Raw genomic sequence first — 14,844 nt, 5'->3', positions numbered from 1 at the left:
TATACAGGTTGCACAAATGCCGCCCCATGATTCTGCGAGATTCTTTTCAGCTTAAAAAGAAAAATTTGATCTTAACTCATTGACAAACGTCCAAGACAAAGGTACATTTTGATTTATTCATATTAAACGACTAGGAATATAGGAGTTTATTTTTCGGATTATTCAGCCTAAAAACATGATAAAAGGAGTATCGTCATGACAAGCAAAAAGAAACAAATCAAATTAGGGGTATTTTTAGCAGGTACAGGCCATCATGTTGCGTCTTGGCGGCACCCGGACGCGCCTTCAGATGCGAGCATGAATTTGGATTATTTTAAAGAGCTTGCGAAAACAGCGGAGCGAGGCAAGCTGGATATGCTGTTTTTAGCAGATAGCTTATCAATTGACAGCAAATCACATCCAAATGTATTAACAAGGTTTGAGCCATTCACCCTGCTCTCTGCTTTGGCGCAGGTCACATCAAAAATTGGACTGACTGCAACAGCCTCCACTACATACAGCGAGCCATTCCATATTGCCAGACAGTTTGCGTCATTGGATCATCTGTCCAACGGCCGTGCCGGATGGAACGTCGTCACTTCATCTATTGAATCAACAGCGCTGAATTTCAGCGGTGAAAAGCACCTTGAACACCATTTGCGCTATCAGCGGGCAGAGGAATTTGTCGAAGTTGTAAAGGGGCTTTGGGATTCATGGGAAGAGGACGCCTTTATCCGTAATAAAGAAACGGGTGAATTCTTTGACAAAGAAAAAATGCACGAGCTGAACCATAAAGGAGACTATTTCTCGGTTCGCGGACCTCTGAACGTTTCAAGAACGCCGCAGGGCCAGCCGGTCATTATCCAGGCAGGATCATCAGGAGACGGTAAAGCGCTGGCTGCCAGAACAGCAGAAGTGATCTTCACAGCACAAAACCACCTGGAATCAGCTCAAGAATTTTATCAATCCATTAAAGAACAGGCAGCGGAATTCGGACGTGATCCAGAAAAAATTGCAATCATGCCGGGTATTTTCCCGATCATTGCCGATACAGAAGAAGCGGCGCAAGCCAAATACAAGGAGCTTCAAGATCTGATTATCCCATCTGTCGGTCTGCAAATTCTCCAAAATTACTTAGGCGGAATTGATTTGTCGGCATATCCGCTTGATGGGCCGCTGCCGAAGCTTGACGCAGAAGCTTCAAATGCTGTGAAGAGCCGCTTCAAGCTTGTTCAGGAGATGGCTGAACGTGACAATATGACGATACGAGAGCTTTACAAATACGTTGCAGGCTCCAGAGGCCACCATATCTTCGTCGGCACGCCGGAGCAGCTCGCCGACAAGATGCAGGAATGGGTGGATAAGAAAGCGTGTGACGGGTTTAACATCATGCCTCCGCTTCTTCCAGAAGGAATTGAAGTGTTTGTTGATCAAGTGGTTCCGATTTTACAGGAGCGCGGCGTGTTCAGAAAAGAATATGAAGGCACAACATTACGAGAGCACTTCGGTTTGGAAAAGCCGGTAAACCGCTATGCAAAGTAAGGAGGAACGCTAGATGAAGCCACAATATCGCCTTGCAGTTGAACGTGATGCCGAACAGCTTCTCGCGCTGACATTGCGGGCTTATGAACCCATTCGAAAGCTCGGCATTCGTTTTGCTGCCGCTCATGCGGATTTGGATTTGGTGCTGCAAAATATTCGGAAAAACGCTTGCTACGTCATGGAAGAAGACGGGCGGATCATCGCGACCATCACCTTGAGAATGCCTTGGGGAAAACAGCCGGGACCGTATGGCGTTCCGCATATCTGGTGGTTCGCTGTGGACCCCGACACCGGTAAAAAAGGAATCGGAACAAAGCTGCTTCAATGGCTGGAGGAAACAATCCTTCGTGATACGTTAAAGGTTCCGTTTGTCTCACTCGGAACAGCGGATAAGCATCCGTGGCTGATTGAGATGTACGAACGAAAAGGGTATGTCCGCTCAGGTGAACAAGACCTTGGAAAAGGGCATATCACAGTCTATATGAAAAAACAATTGCGTCACGATCTATAAAAAAAAGAAGAGGCGGGAAAATCAAATGAAAATGAAAAAATGGACTGTACTGGTCGTTGCTGCATTATTAGCGGTGCTCTCAGCTTGCGGCAATGGAAACAGCAGCAGTAAAGAGGATGACAATGTGCTTCATGTCGGTGCGACAGGACAAAGTTACCCATTTGCTTATAAAGAAAACGGAAAGCTGACAGGCTTTGACGTGGAAGTGATGGAAGCGGTCGCTAAGAAAATTGACATGAAACTGGACTGGAAGCTTCTTGAATTCAGCGGGCTGATGGGAGAGCTTCAAACAGGCAAGCTTGATACCATTTCCAACCAGGTAGCTGTGACAGACGAACGTAAGGAAACGTATAACTTTACGAAACCATACGCTTATGCGGGAACACAGATTGTCGTCAAAAAAGACAATACTGACATCAAATCAGTAGACGATTTAAAAGGCAAGACAGTCGCAGCCGTTCTTGGTTCAAACCACGCGAAAAACCTTGAAAGCAAAGATCCTGATAAAAAAATCAATATCAAAACGTATGAAACACAAGAGGGTACGTTGAAGGATGTTGCGTACGGCCGTGTAGACGCTTATGTCAACAGCCGAACTGTATTGATCGCGCAAATCAAGAAGACCGGTTTGCCATTAAAGCTTGCAGGAGATCCGATTGTTTACGAACAGGTTGCATTCCCATTTGCCAAGGACGATGCGCACGACAAGCTCCGCAAAAAAGTCAATAAGGCGCTAGAAGAATTGCGTAAAGACGGAACACTGAAAAAACTCTCTGAAAAATACTTTAATGAAGATATCACAGTAGAACAGAAGCATTAAGAAACGGCGGTGAATCACCAGAATGAACACGATTGATTGGGAATTCATGATATCAGCGTTCCCGACTTTAATTCAGGCCCTTCCGATCACGTTGTTTATGGCCATAGCGGCTATGATTTTTGCCATTATCGGAGGACTTATTCTCGCACTCATTACAAAGAACAAAATTCCAGTGCTTCATCAGCTGTCAAAGCTGTATATATCCTTTTTCCGAGGCGTGCCGACACTGGTGCAGCTGTTCTTAATCTATTACGGGCTGCCGCAGCTGTTTCCAGAGATGAGCAAAATGACAGCTCTCACAGCTGCCATCATCGGGTTAAGCTTAAAAAATGCAGCATATTTGGCAGAAATCTTCCGGGCCGCCCTCAATTCTGTTGATGACGGGCAGCTGGAGGCGTGTCTGTCTGTCGGTATGACAAAACTTCAGGCATACAGACGGATTATCTTGCCGCAAGCGATCCGAAATGCGATTCCGGCAACGGGTAATACATTTATCGGGCTCTTGAAAGAAACGTCACTGGCCTTTACATTAGGGGTCATGGAGATGTTCGCCCAAGGGAAGATGTACGCTTCAGGAAACCTCAAATATTTTGAGACGTACTTGGCAGTTGCGATCGTCTATTGGGTTCTTACCATTATCTACAGCACTTTGCAGGACTTGTTTGAACGTGCCATGAGCAAGCCATACCGGACTTAGAGGTGAAATCAGTTGATAACAGTAAAAAATATTCGCAAAGCGTTTAAAGATCTCGTCGTGCTCGACGGAATCGATCTAGAAGTGAAACGCGGAGAAGTGGTGGCAATCATCGGTCCGTCCGGTTCCGGAAAATCAACGCTTCTCCGGTGCTTAAATCTATTAGAGCGTCCGGATCAAGGCCTTATTGAAATCGGAGAAGCCAAACTGAACGCGGAAAAGTTTACACGCAAGGAAGCACATCGGCTTCGCCAGCAAACGGCCATGGTCTTTCAAAACTACAATCTGTTTAAAAATAAAACGGCTCTGCAAAACATTACAGAAGCTTTAATCGTGGCTCAACATAAACCACGCGACGAAGCGAAACGTATTGGATTGGAGATTCTGAAACAAGTCGGTCTGGAGCATAAGGCTGACAGCTATCCGATCACAATGTCCGGCGGCCAGCAGCAGCGAATCGGCATCGCCCGGGCGCTTGCAGTTAATCCGCATGCGATTTTGCTGGATGAACCAACTTCAGCGCTTGACCCTGAGCTCGTCACAGGGGTGCTTCAGGTTATCAAGTCCATTGCGGAAAAACAAACAACGATGATCATTGTTACACACGAAATGGCGTTTGCAAAAGAGGTTGCTGATAAAGTGATTTTTATGGCAGACGGACATATTATCGAGCAGGGAACGCCAGAAGAACTGTTTGACCATCCGAAAAACGAACGGACGAAACGATTTATCAAGCAGGTGGGAGAGCCTGCAGAGCTTATATAAGAAGGGGAGAAGAACAATGGCCGACAAAGCGTTTCATACCCGTTTAATCAATATGCGGCGTGATCTTCATGAACATCCTGAACTGTCATTTCAAGAGGTTGAAACGACGAAAAAAATCCGCCGCTGGCTTGAGGAGGAGCAAATCGAAATACTTGATGTTCCTCAATTGGAGACTGGCGTGATTGCAGAAATCAAAGGACGGGAAGACGGCCCCGTGATAGCAATACGAGCGGATATTGACGCGCTCCCGATCCAAGAACAGACGAATCTCCCATTTGCATCTAAGGTTGATGGCACAATGCATGCATGTGGACACGATTTTCATACTGCTTCTATTATTGGCACAGCGATTTTGCTGAATCAAAGAAAGGCCGAGCTGAAAGGTACAGTCCGCTTTATCTTTCAGCCGGCCGAAGAAATTGCCGCAGGAGCAAGAAAGGTCATCGAAGCTGGCGTACTTGATGGCGTTTCCGCGATTTTCGGCATGCACAATAAGCCGGATCTGCCTGTCGGAACCATTGGTGTAAAGGAAGGTCCGCTTATGGCAAGTGTTGACCGGTTTGAGATCGTCATCAAAGGGAAAGGCGGACACGCCGGCATCCCGAATAACAGTATTGATCCAATCGCTGCAGCCGGACAAATCATCAGCGGGCTGCAATCTGTGGTCAGCCGCAATATCAGCTCACTGCAAAACGCAGTCGTCAGTATCACAAGAGTACAGGCGGGCACGTCGTGGAATGTGATTCCAGACCAAGCTGAAATGGAGGGGACGGTTCGAACCTTTCAAAAAGAAGCGCGGCAGGCTGTTCCGGAGCATATGAGACGAGTGGCTGAAGGAATTGCAGCGGGCTATGGGGCACAAGCAGAATTCAAGTGGTTTCCTTATTTGCCTTCCGTTCAGAATGACGGCACATTTTTGAATGCGGCATCCGAAGCTGCGGCACGGCTTGGTTATCAAACCGTTCACGCTGAGCAGTCTCCGGGCGGAGAAGACTTCGCTCTGTATCAAGAGAAGATTCCGGGATTTTTTGTCTGGATGGGAACGAACGGGACGGAGGAGTGGCATCATCCGGCCTTTACACTGGATGAAGATGCCCTTACGGTTGCCTCTCAATACTTTGCGGAGCTGGCGGTTATTGTATTGGAGACCATCAAATGAGCAAACAAGGGCTGACAGCAGGTCTTGCAGCGGCTGTGAGAACGTCACAACCTGAGCATTCAGTTGACGCGATTCGCGAAGCAAAAAAAGGATTACTTGATTTTACTGCCGCTTCATTCGCAGGAAGAGAAGATAAAGGAATTCAAAAGCTCCTCCGTCTGATAGAGGATGAAGGAGGCCGGCCCCTTGTTCCTATTATCGGACAGGGCAAAAAGGCCGCGCCATTACAATCCGCGATGCTCAATGGATTTATCGCCCATGCATTGGATTTTGATGATGTCCACTCCGATGTAAGAGGACACCCCAGTGCAGTCATCGTGCCGGCCCTTATTGCATCTGCCGCTCGCGGACATGACGAGCGGCTTCTTGGCGCTTATATTGTTGGTGTTGAAGTGATGGCACGGCTGGGAGAATCAATTGGCAGCCGCCACTATGAAAAGGGCTGGCATAATACAGGAACGCTTGGTGCCATCGCTGCTGCCTGCGCCGTAGGTTATGCTGAGGAGCTGACTCAGGAAGAGCTGGAAAAAGCGATTGGTTTTGCGGCTACGCAATCTGCTGGGATGAGGGTGCAATTTGGAACAGAAATGAAACCGCTGCACGCCGGTCTGGCGGCTCAGGCTGGCTTACTGGCCGTTAAGCTGGCCCAATCAGAATTTGGCGGGTCCCGCACGGCATTTGATGGAGAAACTGGTTTCTTCAGTCTGTACGGTGACGTTGAAAAAGCACAACATACTTTGCTAAACGATTGGGGGGCACCCTGGAGAATCGTGCAGCCGGGTCTATGGTTTAAAATCTATCCATTTTGTTCCGCGGCACACCATGCTGCAGATGCGGTACGACAGCTTATCTCCGAAGAAGCCATTTCTGCTGTCAATACTGAACGTATTGAAGTGATTTTTCCGCCAGGCGGAGATGCTGCATTGACGGAAAGATCTCCAAAAACTGGAGAGGAAGGTCGTTTCAGCGTTGAATATGTGATTGCTCTTGCTTTGCACGGACACGAGCTGACCGTTGAACATTTCAACAGCCAGCCGATCCCAAACGGCATTCAAACGACAATAGGGCATATTCAGCGCGTATATGACAATGCTACTCAGCCGGCTCCCCATGCCGTTCCAAAAGGCCGTTTCACGATTGTCCGGGCCTATTTATCAGACGGCCGGATTTGCGAAGCGCGTGTGGACTGCCCAAAAGGGGCGCCAGGAAATGAGCTGTCTGAAGAAGACATAATAGAAAAATTGACATTAACGGTCCCGCAAGAAAAAGCGCGGCGCATCATAACAGCCGTTGAAAAAGCCGATATAAAAGAATTTTTAGCTCATATTGAATAAGATCAACTCTATTCGGTGATTTCAGATGATATGATAAAACAAATCATACGTTTGAAAAAGGAGAAAACCATGACGGTGAATGACGCGGTTGTATTCATTTTGGCTGCCTTTTTACTATGGGGAGCGGCGGATTATTGTTTGGGAAACAGATGGGGGCTAGGCGAGCGGTTTGCGGACGGCTTTAAGGCTATGGGGCCGCTGGCGCTGTCCATGATCGGAATTGTGTCGCTGGCGCCCGTGCTGGCAGCAATCCTGATTCCCATTGTTGCTCCGTTTTACACAGCGATTGGCGCGGACCCTTCTTCCTTTGCGAACACCATTTTGGCGATTGATATGGGAGGATATGCGCTGGCTGGAGAAATGGCGAAAGATCCGCAGGCCGGGCTGTTTTCATGGGTGTTTTTAGGAACAATGATGGGACCGGCAATCGTCTTCACGATTCCCGTCGCTCTTGGCATCATCGAAATAGAGGATCATCCGTATTTTGCGAAAGGCATATTAATCGGGCTGTGCACAGTGCCGATCGGTTGTTTCATCGGCGGATTATGCGCGGGCTTTGACATCGGCATGATAGGTAAAAATCTTCTGATCCCGAGTCTGTTATCTGCTGTGATCGCTTTTGGATTATGGCGGTATACCGACAGTATGATTCGGTTGTTTCATCTCTTCGGGAAAGCGGTCAGTGTGGTTGCGATTATCGGGCTTGCGGCTGTCTCCGTTGAAACGATGACCGGCATTGTGCTGATTCCGGGAATGGAGAATGTCGAGACAGGGATACAAACGACAGGGACCATCGCCATTGCCCTGGCAGGGGCGTTCCCGATGACGGCTTTTATTACAAAAACCTTTAAAAAACCGCTTCAGGCCCTGGGGAAACACCTTCATTTAGATGAGACAGCAACAGCAGGATTGGTGACCTCTTTGGCGCATCATATTCCAATGCTGGCTTCATTAAAAGATATGACGCCGAGAGGAAAGGTCATCAATGTCGCGTTTGCGGTCAGCGGCGCCTTTGTACTCGGCAGCCATCTCGGTTTTGTGGCTGGAATGAAAAAAGAAATGGCGGCGGCCATGATCATTGGTAAATTAGCAGGCGGAGTCACAGCTGCCGCAGCGGCTGCTTGGATGACACCTGCACAATCAGTTAATCAGCAAAAACGTATCTCAGCCGGCCATAGCTGAGGCAGAAGCTGTTTCAACTTTGTCCAATCGGGAATGTTACAGTAAAGACTTCTGTGAAAGAGGGTTGGACACATGGCGGTGAAAGACCGGTACATGTCAAAAATAAAACAGGAAACCAAGCCTTGGATCAAACGATTCGGGAGGCTTGGTTATTTTGCATTCGGCGGTGTTTTTATTCTGCTTGGGGTTTTGGCCTTTATGACGGCTGCCGGGGCAGGCCGCGCGAAAGATTCGAGCGGAGCTCTCCAAACGCTATCACGCATGCCGTATGGGTCACTATTGCTTTTTTTAATAGGCATCGGCCTTATCGGCTATGTGATCTGGATGGTGTTAAGCGCGATCAAGGACACGGAGGGGCACGGAAACAGCAGGCGAGGCCTGTCACGGAGAATAGGAAACTTTTTCAGTGCCGCCGTTTACACATCCATCGCTTGGAATGCCTTGCGATTTGTGTTTGGCCAAGGGGACGGCGGCACTTCAGAACAGACGTGGTCCGCTTATGTATTGGCGCAGCCGTTCGGCCAATGGCTCACAGGGCTTACGGGTGCGGGTTTTATCGTATTTGCGATTGTTCAATTTATGAAAGGTGTTCGGGCTGCTTTTATGAAAGAATTTGATACGTCAAAAATGAACAAACAAATGATATGCATCACAAAAAACACCGGACGCGCAGGCAATATCGCCCGGGCCATTATTTTCTCGGCTATCGGCTATTTTCTCATCAAGACAGCCATGACCGCTGATCCCGACGACACAAGAGGCTTTGACGGCGCGCTCGCCGAACTCGCGCAGCAGCCGCATGGCAAATTGATTCTGTCTATATTGGCATTAGGCCTGATCCTATATGGAATGTACGCCATTATGAAAGGCATTTATCAGCATATGACCTGGGAGAAGTAAGCTCTGGGCAGGTCCGCGCCCAGAGCGTTTTTCAGTTTCTTAGAAATCAGGTGGATGAAAGCCGGCGCCAGCCTGTATAATAAAAGCAAATCAAAAGCAGTTTTATCAGGACTGATCCACAGGGAGGTGCAGAATGGATCGGGAAAAACAACAATTAAGCATAGAAGCGGCAAGGCTTTACTATCAGTCTGACTACAGTCAGCAGCAAATTGCTGAGCAGCTCAAGATTTCAAGGCCAACCGTTTCCCGGCTGCTGCAATATGCAAAGGAAAAAGGGTATGTTCAGATTCGCGTCATGGACCCTTTTGAGGATTTGGATGCGCTCGGTTCCATACTTGAAGAGAAATACGGGCTCCTTGAGGCGCATGTTGTGTTTTCCCCGACACCCGATTATGCAGGAATTACACATGACCTAAGCCGCTATGGTGCAGAATATATGCATGAAACGGTAAAAGACGGCGACATTGTCGGCGTCAGCTGGGGAACCACCATGTATCAAATCGCGCAAAACATGCAGCCGAAGCAGGTAAAAGGCGTCGAGGTCGTCCAGCTAAAAGGCGGCATCAGCCATTCCCGGGTAAACACGTATTCGGCTGAAACGATTCAGCTGTTTGCAGAGGCTTTTCAAACGATGCCGCGCTATCTTCCGCTTCCCGTCGTGTTTGATAATGCGGATGTGAAGCGAATGGTGGAGAAAGACCGTCATATAGAGCGGATCATCGAGATGGGAAAGCAGGCGAATATCGCTCTCTTCACGGTGGGGACTGTCCGTGACGAAGCGCTGTTGTTCCGGCTCGGATATTTTAACGAAGAAGAGAAAGCCCTGCTGAAAAAACAGGCCGTAGGGGATATTTGTTCACGCTTTTTTGATGCGAAAGGGAATATTTGCAGCAGCGCCATCAATGACCGGACCATCGGTGTTGAGCTTGAAGACCTCAGACTGAAGGAACGCTCCATTTTAGTTGCGGGCGGAAGCAGAAAAGTATCTTCCATTCACGGAGCATTAACCGGAAAATATGCCAACGTTTTAATCATTGACCAGCATACCGCGAGGGCGCTTGTTAATGATTTGTGACACGTTCAAACCTTTCATTGAACAAAATTTCAATTACCAATTTACATATGTTCAAAAGTCGGTTATGCTAAAAAATATCTTAACAAAAAAGGAAGTGTGCGAAGGATGTCATTAGCCAACATAATTGATCATACAGCTTTGAAACCGCATACACAAAAAGCGGAAATTCTAAAACTAATTGAAGAAGCGAAAACATACAAATTTGCTTCAGTATGTGTCAATCCGACATGGGTGGAGCTTGCTGCAAAAGAGCTTAAGGGAACTGGAGTCGACGTTTGTACGGTCATCGGCTTCCCGCTCGGTGCCAATACAACTGAAACAAAAGCGTTCGAAACAAAAGACGCCATTTCAAAAGGCGCCACTGAAGTGGATATGGTCATTAATATTGCCGCTTTAAAAGACAAGGAAGACGATGTGGTGGAAGCTGATATCCGCGGTGTAGTAGAAGCTGCAGCCGGAAAAGCGCTTGTCAAAGTCATTATCGAAACATGCCTTCTGACTGATGAAGAAAAAGAACGTGCATGCCGTTTAGCGGTGTCTGCGGGAGCGGATTTCGTAAAAACATCAACAGGCTTTTCTACAGGCGGCGCAACGAAGGAAGATATCGCCTTAATGCGCAAAACAGTAGGACCTGATATCGGCGTGAAAGCATCTGGCGGCGTCAGAACGAAAGAAGATGTAGACACAATGGTTGAGGCCGGAGCCAGCCGAATTGGCGCCAGCGCAGGCGTTTCCATCGTAAAAGGAGAAAATGCATCAGGCGGAGACAACTATTAAGAGCTGACGGAAGGCAGACTGCTTTCCGTTTTCTGGGGAAACAGTGATTGTAAGCGAATACAAATAAAGGAGAAACACATATGAAGTATTTGATTGGGATTATCGGTTTAATCGTGTTTTTAGGCCTCGCGTGGATCGCGAGCAGCGGCAAAAAAAGAATTAAGATCCGCCCAATTGTTGTTATGCTCATTTTGCAATTTATTCTTGGCTACATTCTCCTCAATACCGGAATAGGGAATTTCCTCGTGGGAGGATTTGCAAAAGGATTCGGTTACCTGCTTGAATACGCGGCAGAAGGAATTAACTTTGTGTTTGGCGGCTTGGTGAATGCGGACCAAACGACATTCTTTATGAATGTTCTCTTGCCAATCGTGTTTATTTCCGCTCTGATCGGGATTCTGCAAAAGTGGAAAGTCCTCCCGTTTATTATTAGATATATCGGTCTTGCCCTCAGCAAGGTAAACGGTATGGGAAGATTGGAATCGTATAACGCAGTGGCTTCTGCGATTTTAGGGCAGTCAGAAGTATTTATCTCCTTGAAGAAAGAACTCGGTCTTTTAAATCAGCAGCGCTTGTACACGCTTTGCGCATCTGCGATGTCAACTGTATCAATGTCGATTGTCGGCGCGTATATGACAATGCTGAAACCGGAATATGTTGTAACAGCGTTGGTCTTGAACTTATTTGGCGGTTTCATAATTGCTTCTATTATCAATCCGTACGAGGTTGCAAAAGAAGAGGATATGCTTCGTGTTGAGGAAGAAGAAAAACAATCCTTCTTCGAAGTGCTCGGAGAATACATCCTTGACGGTTTCAAAGTAGCGGTTGTCGTCGCTGCGATGCTGATTGGATTTGTCGCGATTATTGCCTTGATCAATGGCATTTTTAATGCAGTATTCGGTATTTCGTTCCAAGGCATTCTTGGATATGTGTTTGCTCCATTCGCTTTTCTTGTGGGTATCCCATGGAATGAAGCTGTTAATGCGGGAAGCATTATGGCAACAAAAATGGTATCGAATGAATTTGTCGCCATGACGTCGCTTACGCAAAATGGTTTCCATTTCAGCGGCCGTACAACAGCGATCGTATCGGTATTCCTTGTGTCATTTGCGAACTTCTCCTCAATCGGAATCATTGCCGGTGCCGTAAAAGGACTGAATGAAAAGCAAGGAAATGTCGTCGCTCGTTTCGGCTTGAAATTATTATACGGTGCTACGCTTGTCAGCTTTTTATCAGCAGCAATTGTGGGCTTGATTTACTGAACTTAATTGAAAAGGATCGGTGACCAAACATGAGAATGGTAGATATCATCATCAAAAAACAAAACGGAAAAGAACTCACCACTGAAGAAATTCAATTTTTCGTGAACGGCTATACAGACGGAAGCATTCCTGATTATCAGGCAAGTGCGCTTGCTATGGCAATTTTCTTCCAGGATATGAGTGACCGTGAACGCGCGGACTTGACGATGGCTATGGTGAACTCCGGTGAAACGATTGATCTTTCTGCCATTGAAGGAATTAAAGTGGATAAACACTCCACCGGCGGCGTCGGCGACACGACAACACTCGTTCTCGCTCCGCTTGTTGCGGCTCTTGACGTGCCGGTTGCCAAAATGTCCGGCCGCGGCCTCGGCCATACGGGCGGCACGATTGATAAGTTAGAGGCAATCGACGGCTTCCACGTGGAACTGACGAAGGATGAATTTATTAAACTTGTGAACCGCGACAAGGTTGCGGTCATCGGCCAAAGCGGCAATTTAACGCCGGCTGATAAAAAACTGTACGCGCTTCGTGATGTAACGGGAACGGTCAATTCCATTCCGCTCATTGCAAGCTCGATTATGAGCAAAAAAATCGCAGCCGGGGCGGACGCCATCGTGCTTGATGTAAAAACGGGAGCGGGCGCCTTCATGAAAACAGAAGAAGACGCAGCTGAACTTGCCAAAGCGATGGTACGCATCGGAAATAACGTCGGCCGTCAAACAATGGCTGTCATTTCAGACATGTCCCAGCCGCTCGGCTTTGCGATCGGAAATGCGCTTGAAGTTAAAGAAGCGATCGACACACTCAAAGGCGAGGGACCTGAGGATCTTCATGAGCTTGTCTTAACGCTCGGCAGCCAGATGGTTGTGCTTGCGAAAAAAGCCGATACATTGGACGAAGCGAGAGCGAAGCTGGAAGAAGTCATGAAAAACGGCAAAGCGCTTGAGAAATTCAAGGATTTCCTGAAAAACCAAGGCGGCGACAGCTCAATTGTTGACGATCCGTCTAAGCTTCCGCAAGCCGCATATCAAATTGATGTGCCTGCCAAAGAAGCGGGTGTCGTCTCTGAAATCGTTGCGGACGAAATCGGCGTCGCGGCGATGCTGTTAGGTGCCGGCCGCGCCACAAAAGAAGACGAAATCGATTTAGCCGTCGGCATCATGCTCCGCAAAAAGGTCGGCGACAAAGTAGAAAAAGGGGAACCGCTCGTAACGCTTTACGCTAACCGAGAAAACGTCGATGAAGTCATCGCAAAAGTCTATGACAACATCCGCATCGCCGCGGAAGCGAAGGCGCCGAAGCTGATTCATACGTTAATTACAGAATAAAAAATAAAGCACATCCCATGCTGAGCGGGGTGTGCTTTTTTAATTATAGGATGTGATCAGCCTGATATTCCTCTTGGCTGATTTTTTTCGCTTTTGTAACATTTCTTTTGAAATGGTAGATCAGATAGCAAAGGATGATACAAGGAACTCCGCAGAAAAGTGCGATTCTTTGATTGGGATCAAAAGCAAGACCGATACAAGAAGCAGAACATAATAAGAGAGCGGCTATAGGCATAAGAGGATAAAGCGGCGTGCGAAATGTCAGATCTTTTACATCCCCCCCCCTTTTTCAGAAATCTCTTTCGAAACAAGAGTTGGGACAAGGCAATGCTCATCCAGACCACGACTCCTGCAAATCCAGCAATTGCTACCATCACTACATAGACAGTTCCAGGGGCCACGATACTGGAAACGAGAGATAAACAAGATACAGCCATACTGATCATTAAGGCATTTAAAGGAATGCCTTTAGATGTCACTTTCTTAAAACGGGAGCTGATCATGTTTTCATTTGCTAACGACCACATCATACGGGTCGAAGCATATAAGCCTGAGTTGGCGACAGACAGCAAGGCTGTTAATATCACGAAATTCATAATATCAGCAGCGTAAGGGATTCCGATCTCCGCAAATACGGCTACAAACGGGCTTTCAATCACGCCTGCGTCCTTCCATGAAATCAACCCGGATAATATGAAGACAGCGCCAATGAAAAAAATCACGGTTCTCCATGCGACATTACGGATGGATCGCGGTATATCCTTTTGAGGATTTGCTGATTCTCCTGCTGTAACGCCGATTAACTCTGTACCAGAAAAGGCGAAGCTCACAGATATCATTGCGATAAAAACGGCGAGAAAGCCATTCGGAAACAGCCCGCCATGGTCCGTGAAGTTTGACAACATAGGAGCATCCGCCGTTCCGTTTAAAGAGATCAGGCCAAACATAGCGGCTCCTCCCAAAATGATAAATAAAATAATGGTGACAATCTTTACGCTTGAAAACCAAAATTCAGTCTCCGCAAATAACTTAACTGAAAATGCGTTGCATATAAAAAGAAGGGCTGCAAAAATCGCACTCCACATCCATACACTGCTGTCAGGGAACCAGCGCTGCATGAGAATACCGGATGCGGTAAACTCAGAGCCTACCGTCACCACCCAATTGATCCAGTACATGATGCCGACCATAAAACCGGTAGATGGACCGATAAATGTTGTAGCATATTTTTGAAAAGAGCCGGTCACCGGCATGGCAACCGACAATTCGCCGAGACATTGCATGACGAGGTACATCATCAACCCGCCGATTACATAAGCGAGTATCGTACCGCCGGGTCCGGCTTGATGTAGCGTATAGCCCGTACTGAGGAAAAGTCCTGTGCCTATGACGCCTCCCAATGAGATCATAAATAGGTGCCTGCTTTTCATTGTGCGTTTTAGCTGTTGGCTGCTGTTCTCCTGAAGATTCACTGTCTCGCCCTCCTTTTAGCTGCCATTCCTAAGGCAGATGA

The 14,844-nt window shown here is 47.4% G+C and carries 13 protein-coding genes and 1 pseudogene; 13 read left to right on the top strand and 1 reads right to left on the bottom strand.

Annotated elements, in window-relative coordinates:
* Positions 1-195 precede the first annotated feature (195 nt).
* The 13 genes from AC0OMU_RS21100 to AC0OMU_RS21040 all read left to right on the top strand — a co-directional run bounded on the left by AC0OMU_RS21100 (position 196) and on the right by AC0OMU_RS21040 (position 13,331).
* Positions 196-1,521 carry an LLM class flavin-dependent oxidoreductase gene (locus tag AC0OMU_RS21100; protein ID WP_063335861.1) on the top strand — a complete coding sequence of 442 codons (1,326 nt, stop codon included), beginning with the start codon at positions 196-198 and terminating at the stop codon, positions 1,519-1,521.
* 13 nt (positions 1,522-1,534) lie between these two features.
* A complete protein-coding gene (gene snaB, locus AC0OMU_RS21095) occupies positions 1,535-2,032 on the top strand; it encodes a sulfur-containing aminoacid acetyltransferase SnaB (RefSeq protein ID WP_014478464.1) in 498 nt (165 codons plus the stop codon).
* A 25-nt stretch (positions 2,033-2,057) separates the two neighbouring features.
* On the top strand, positions 2,058-2,852 hold the full coding sequence (locus AC0OMU_RS21090) for an amino acid ABC transporter substrate-binding protein (RefSeq protein ID WP_100506004.1): 795 nt from the start codon (positions 2,058-2,060) through the stop codon (positions 2,850-2,852).
* A gap of 22 nt (positions 2,853-2,874) precedes the next feature.
* Positions 2,875-3,549 (top strand): amino acid ABC transporter permease, encoded by a 675-nt coding sequence (locus tag AC0OMU_RS21085; RefSeq protein ID WP_474241515.1) that lies wholly within the window; start codon positions 2,875-2,877, stop codon positions 3,547-3,549.
* A 12-nt stretch (positions 3,550-3,561) separates the two neighbouring features.
* A complete protein-coding gene (locus AC0OMU_RS21080) occupies positions 3,562-4,311 on the top strand; it encodes an amino acid ABC transporter ATP-binding protein (protein WP_327844974.1) in 750 nt (249 codons plus the stop codon).
* 16 nt (positions 4,312-4,327) lie between these two features.
* Positions 4,328-5,470: an N-acetyl-sulfur-metabolite deacetylase SndB gene (sndB, locus tag AC0OMU_RS21075; protein WP_474241514.1), complete on the top strand. Its 1,143-nt coding sequence runs from the start codon at positions 4,328-4,330 to the stop codon at positions 5,468-5,470.
* Positions 5,467-6,804, top strand: coding sequence for an MmgE/PrpD family protein (locus AC0OMU_RS21070; protein ID WP_367147423.1), 1,338 nt, complete (start codon positions 5,467-5,469; stop codon positions 6,802-6,804). The genes sndB and AC0OMU_RS21070 overlap by 4 nt, the downstream gene beginning before the upstream one ends.
* A gap of 69 nt (positions 6,805-6,873) precedes the next feature.
* On the top strand, positions 6,874-7,986 hold the full coding sequence (gene eutH, locus AC0OMU_RS21065) for an ethanolamine utilization protein EutH (protein ID WP_474241513.1): 1,113 nt from the start codon (positions 6,874-6,876) through the stop codon (positions 7,984-7,986).
* Between the two features lie 72 nt (positions 7,987-8,058).
* Positions 8,059-8,886 carry a DUF1206 domain-containing protein gene (locus tag AC0OMU_RS21060; RefSeq protein ID WP_015385093.1) on the top strand — a complete coding sequence of 276 codons (828 nt, stop codon included), beginning with the start codon at positions 8,059-8,061 and terminating at the stop codon, positions 8,884-8,886.
* Between the two features lie 133 nt (positions 8,887-9,019).
* Entirely contained in the window at positions 9,020-9,961 is a 942-nt protein-coding gene (gene deoR / locus AC0OMU_RS21055) for a DNA-binding transcriptional repressor DeoR (RefSeq protein ID WP_015385092.1), read from the top strand.
* Positions 9,962-10,066: 105 nt separating this feature from the next.
* Positions 10,067-10,738 carry a deoxyribose-phosphate aldolase gene (gene deoC, locus AC0OMU_RS21050; protein ID WP_015385091.1) on the top strand — a complete coding sequence of 224 codons (672 nt, stop codon included), beginning with the start codon at positions 10,067-10,069 and terminating at the stop codon, positions 10,736-10,738.
* Between the two features lie 80 nt (positions 10,739-10,818).
* On the top strand, positions 10,819-12,000 hold the full coding sequence (nupC, locus tag AC0OMU_RS21045) for a nucleoside permease NupC (protein ID WP_003244143.1): 1,182 nt from the start codon (positions 10,819-10,821) through the stop codon (positions 11,998-12,000).
* A 29-nt stretch (positions 12,001-12,029) separates the two neighbouring features.
* Positions 12,030-13,331: a pyrimidine-nucleoside phosphorylase gene (locus tag AC0OMU_RS21040; protein ID WP_003227132.1), complete on the top strand. Its 1,302-nt coding sequence runs from the start codon at positions 12,030-12,032 to the stop codon at positions 13,329-13,331.
* Positions 13,332-13,374: 43 nt separating this feature from the next.
* Here AC0OMU_RS21040 and AC0OMU_RS21035 read toward each other — a convergent pair.
* Positions 13,375-14,803 (bottom strand): annotated as a pseudogene (locus tag AC0OMU_RS21035) (amino acid permease).
* Positions 14,804-14,844 lie beyond the last annotated feature (41 nt).

This window comes from Bacillus sp. FAU18 (assembly GCF_056033885.1).
Note: the sequence above shows the minus strand (reverse complement) of the source record. Positions and strands in the feature narration are given on the sequence as shown.

Coding starts and splice junctions, on each gene's coding strand:
- AC0OMU_RS21100 (WP_063335861.1), top strand. CDS start 196: ATGACAAGCAAAAAGAAACAAATCAAATTAGGGGTATTTTTAGCAGGT.
- snaB (WP_014478464.1), top strand. CDS start 1,535: ATGAAGCCACAATATCGCCTTGCAGTTGAACGTGATGCCGAACAGCTT.
- AC0OMU_RS21090 (WP_100506004.1), top strand. CDS start 2,058: ATGAAAATGAAAAAATGGACTGTACTGGTCGTTGCTGCATTATTAGCG.
- AC0OMU_RS21085 (WP_474241515.1), top strand. CDS start 2,875: ATGAACACGATTGATTGGGAATTCATGATATCAGCGTTCCCGACTTTA.
- sndB (WP_474241514.1), top strand. CDS start 4,328: ATGGCCGACAAAGCGTTTCATACCCGTTTAATCAATATGCGGCGTGAT.
- AC0OMU_RS21070 (WP_367147423.1), top strand. CDS start 5,467: ATGAGCAAACAAGGGCTGACAGCAGGTCTTGCAGCGGCTGTGAGAACG.
- eutH (WP_474241513.1), top strand. CDS start 6,874: ATGACGGTGAATGACGCGGTTGTATTCATTTTGGCTGCCTTTTTACTA.
- AC0OMU_RS21060 (WP_015385093.1), top strand. CDS start 8,059: ATGGCGGTGAAAGACCGGTACATGTCAAAAATAAAACAGGAAACCAAG.
- deoR (WP_015385092.1), top strand. CDS start 9,020: ATGGATCGGGAAAAACAACAATTAAGCATAGAAGCGGCAAGGCTTTAC.
- deoC (WP_015385091.1), top strand. CDS start 10,067: ATGTCATTAGCCAACATAATTGATCATACAGCTTTGAAACCGCATACA.
- nupC (WP_003244143.1), top strand. CDS start 10,819: ATGAAGTATTTGATTGGGATTATCGGTTTAATCGTGTTTTTAGGCCTC.
- AC0OMU_RS21040 (WP_003227132.1), top strand. CDS start 12,030: ATGAGAATGGTAGATATCATCATCAAAAAACAAAACGGAAAAGAACTC.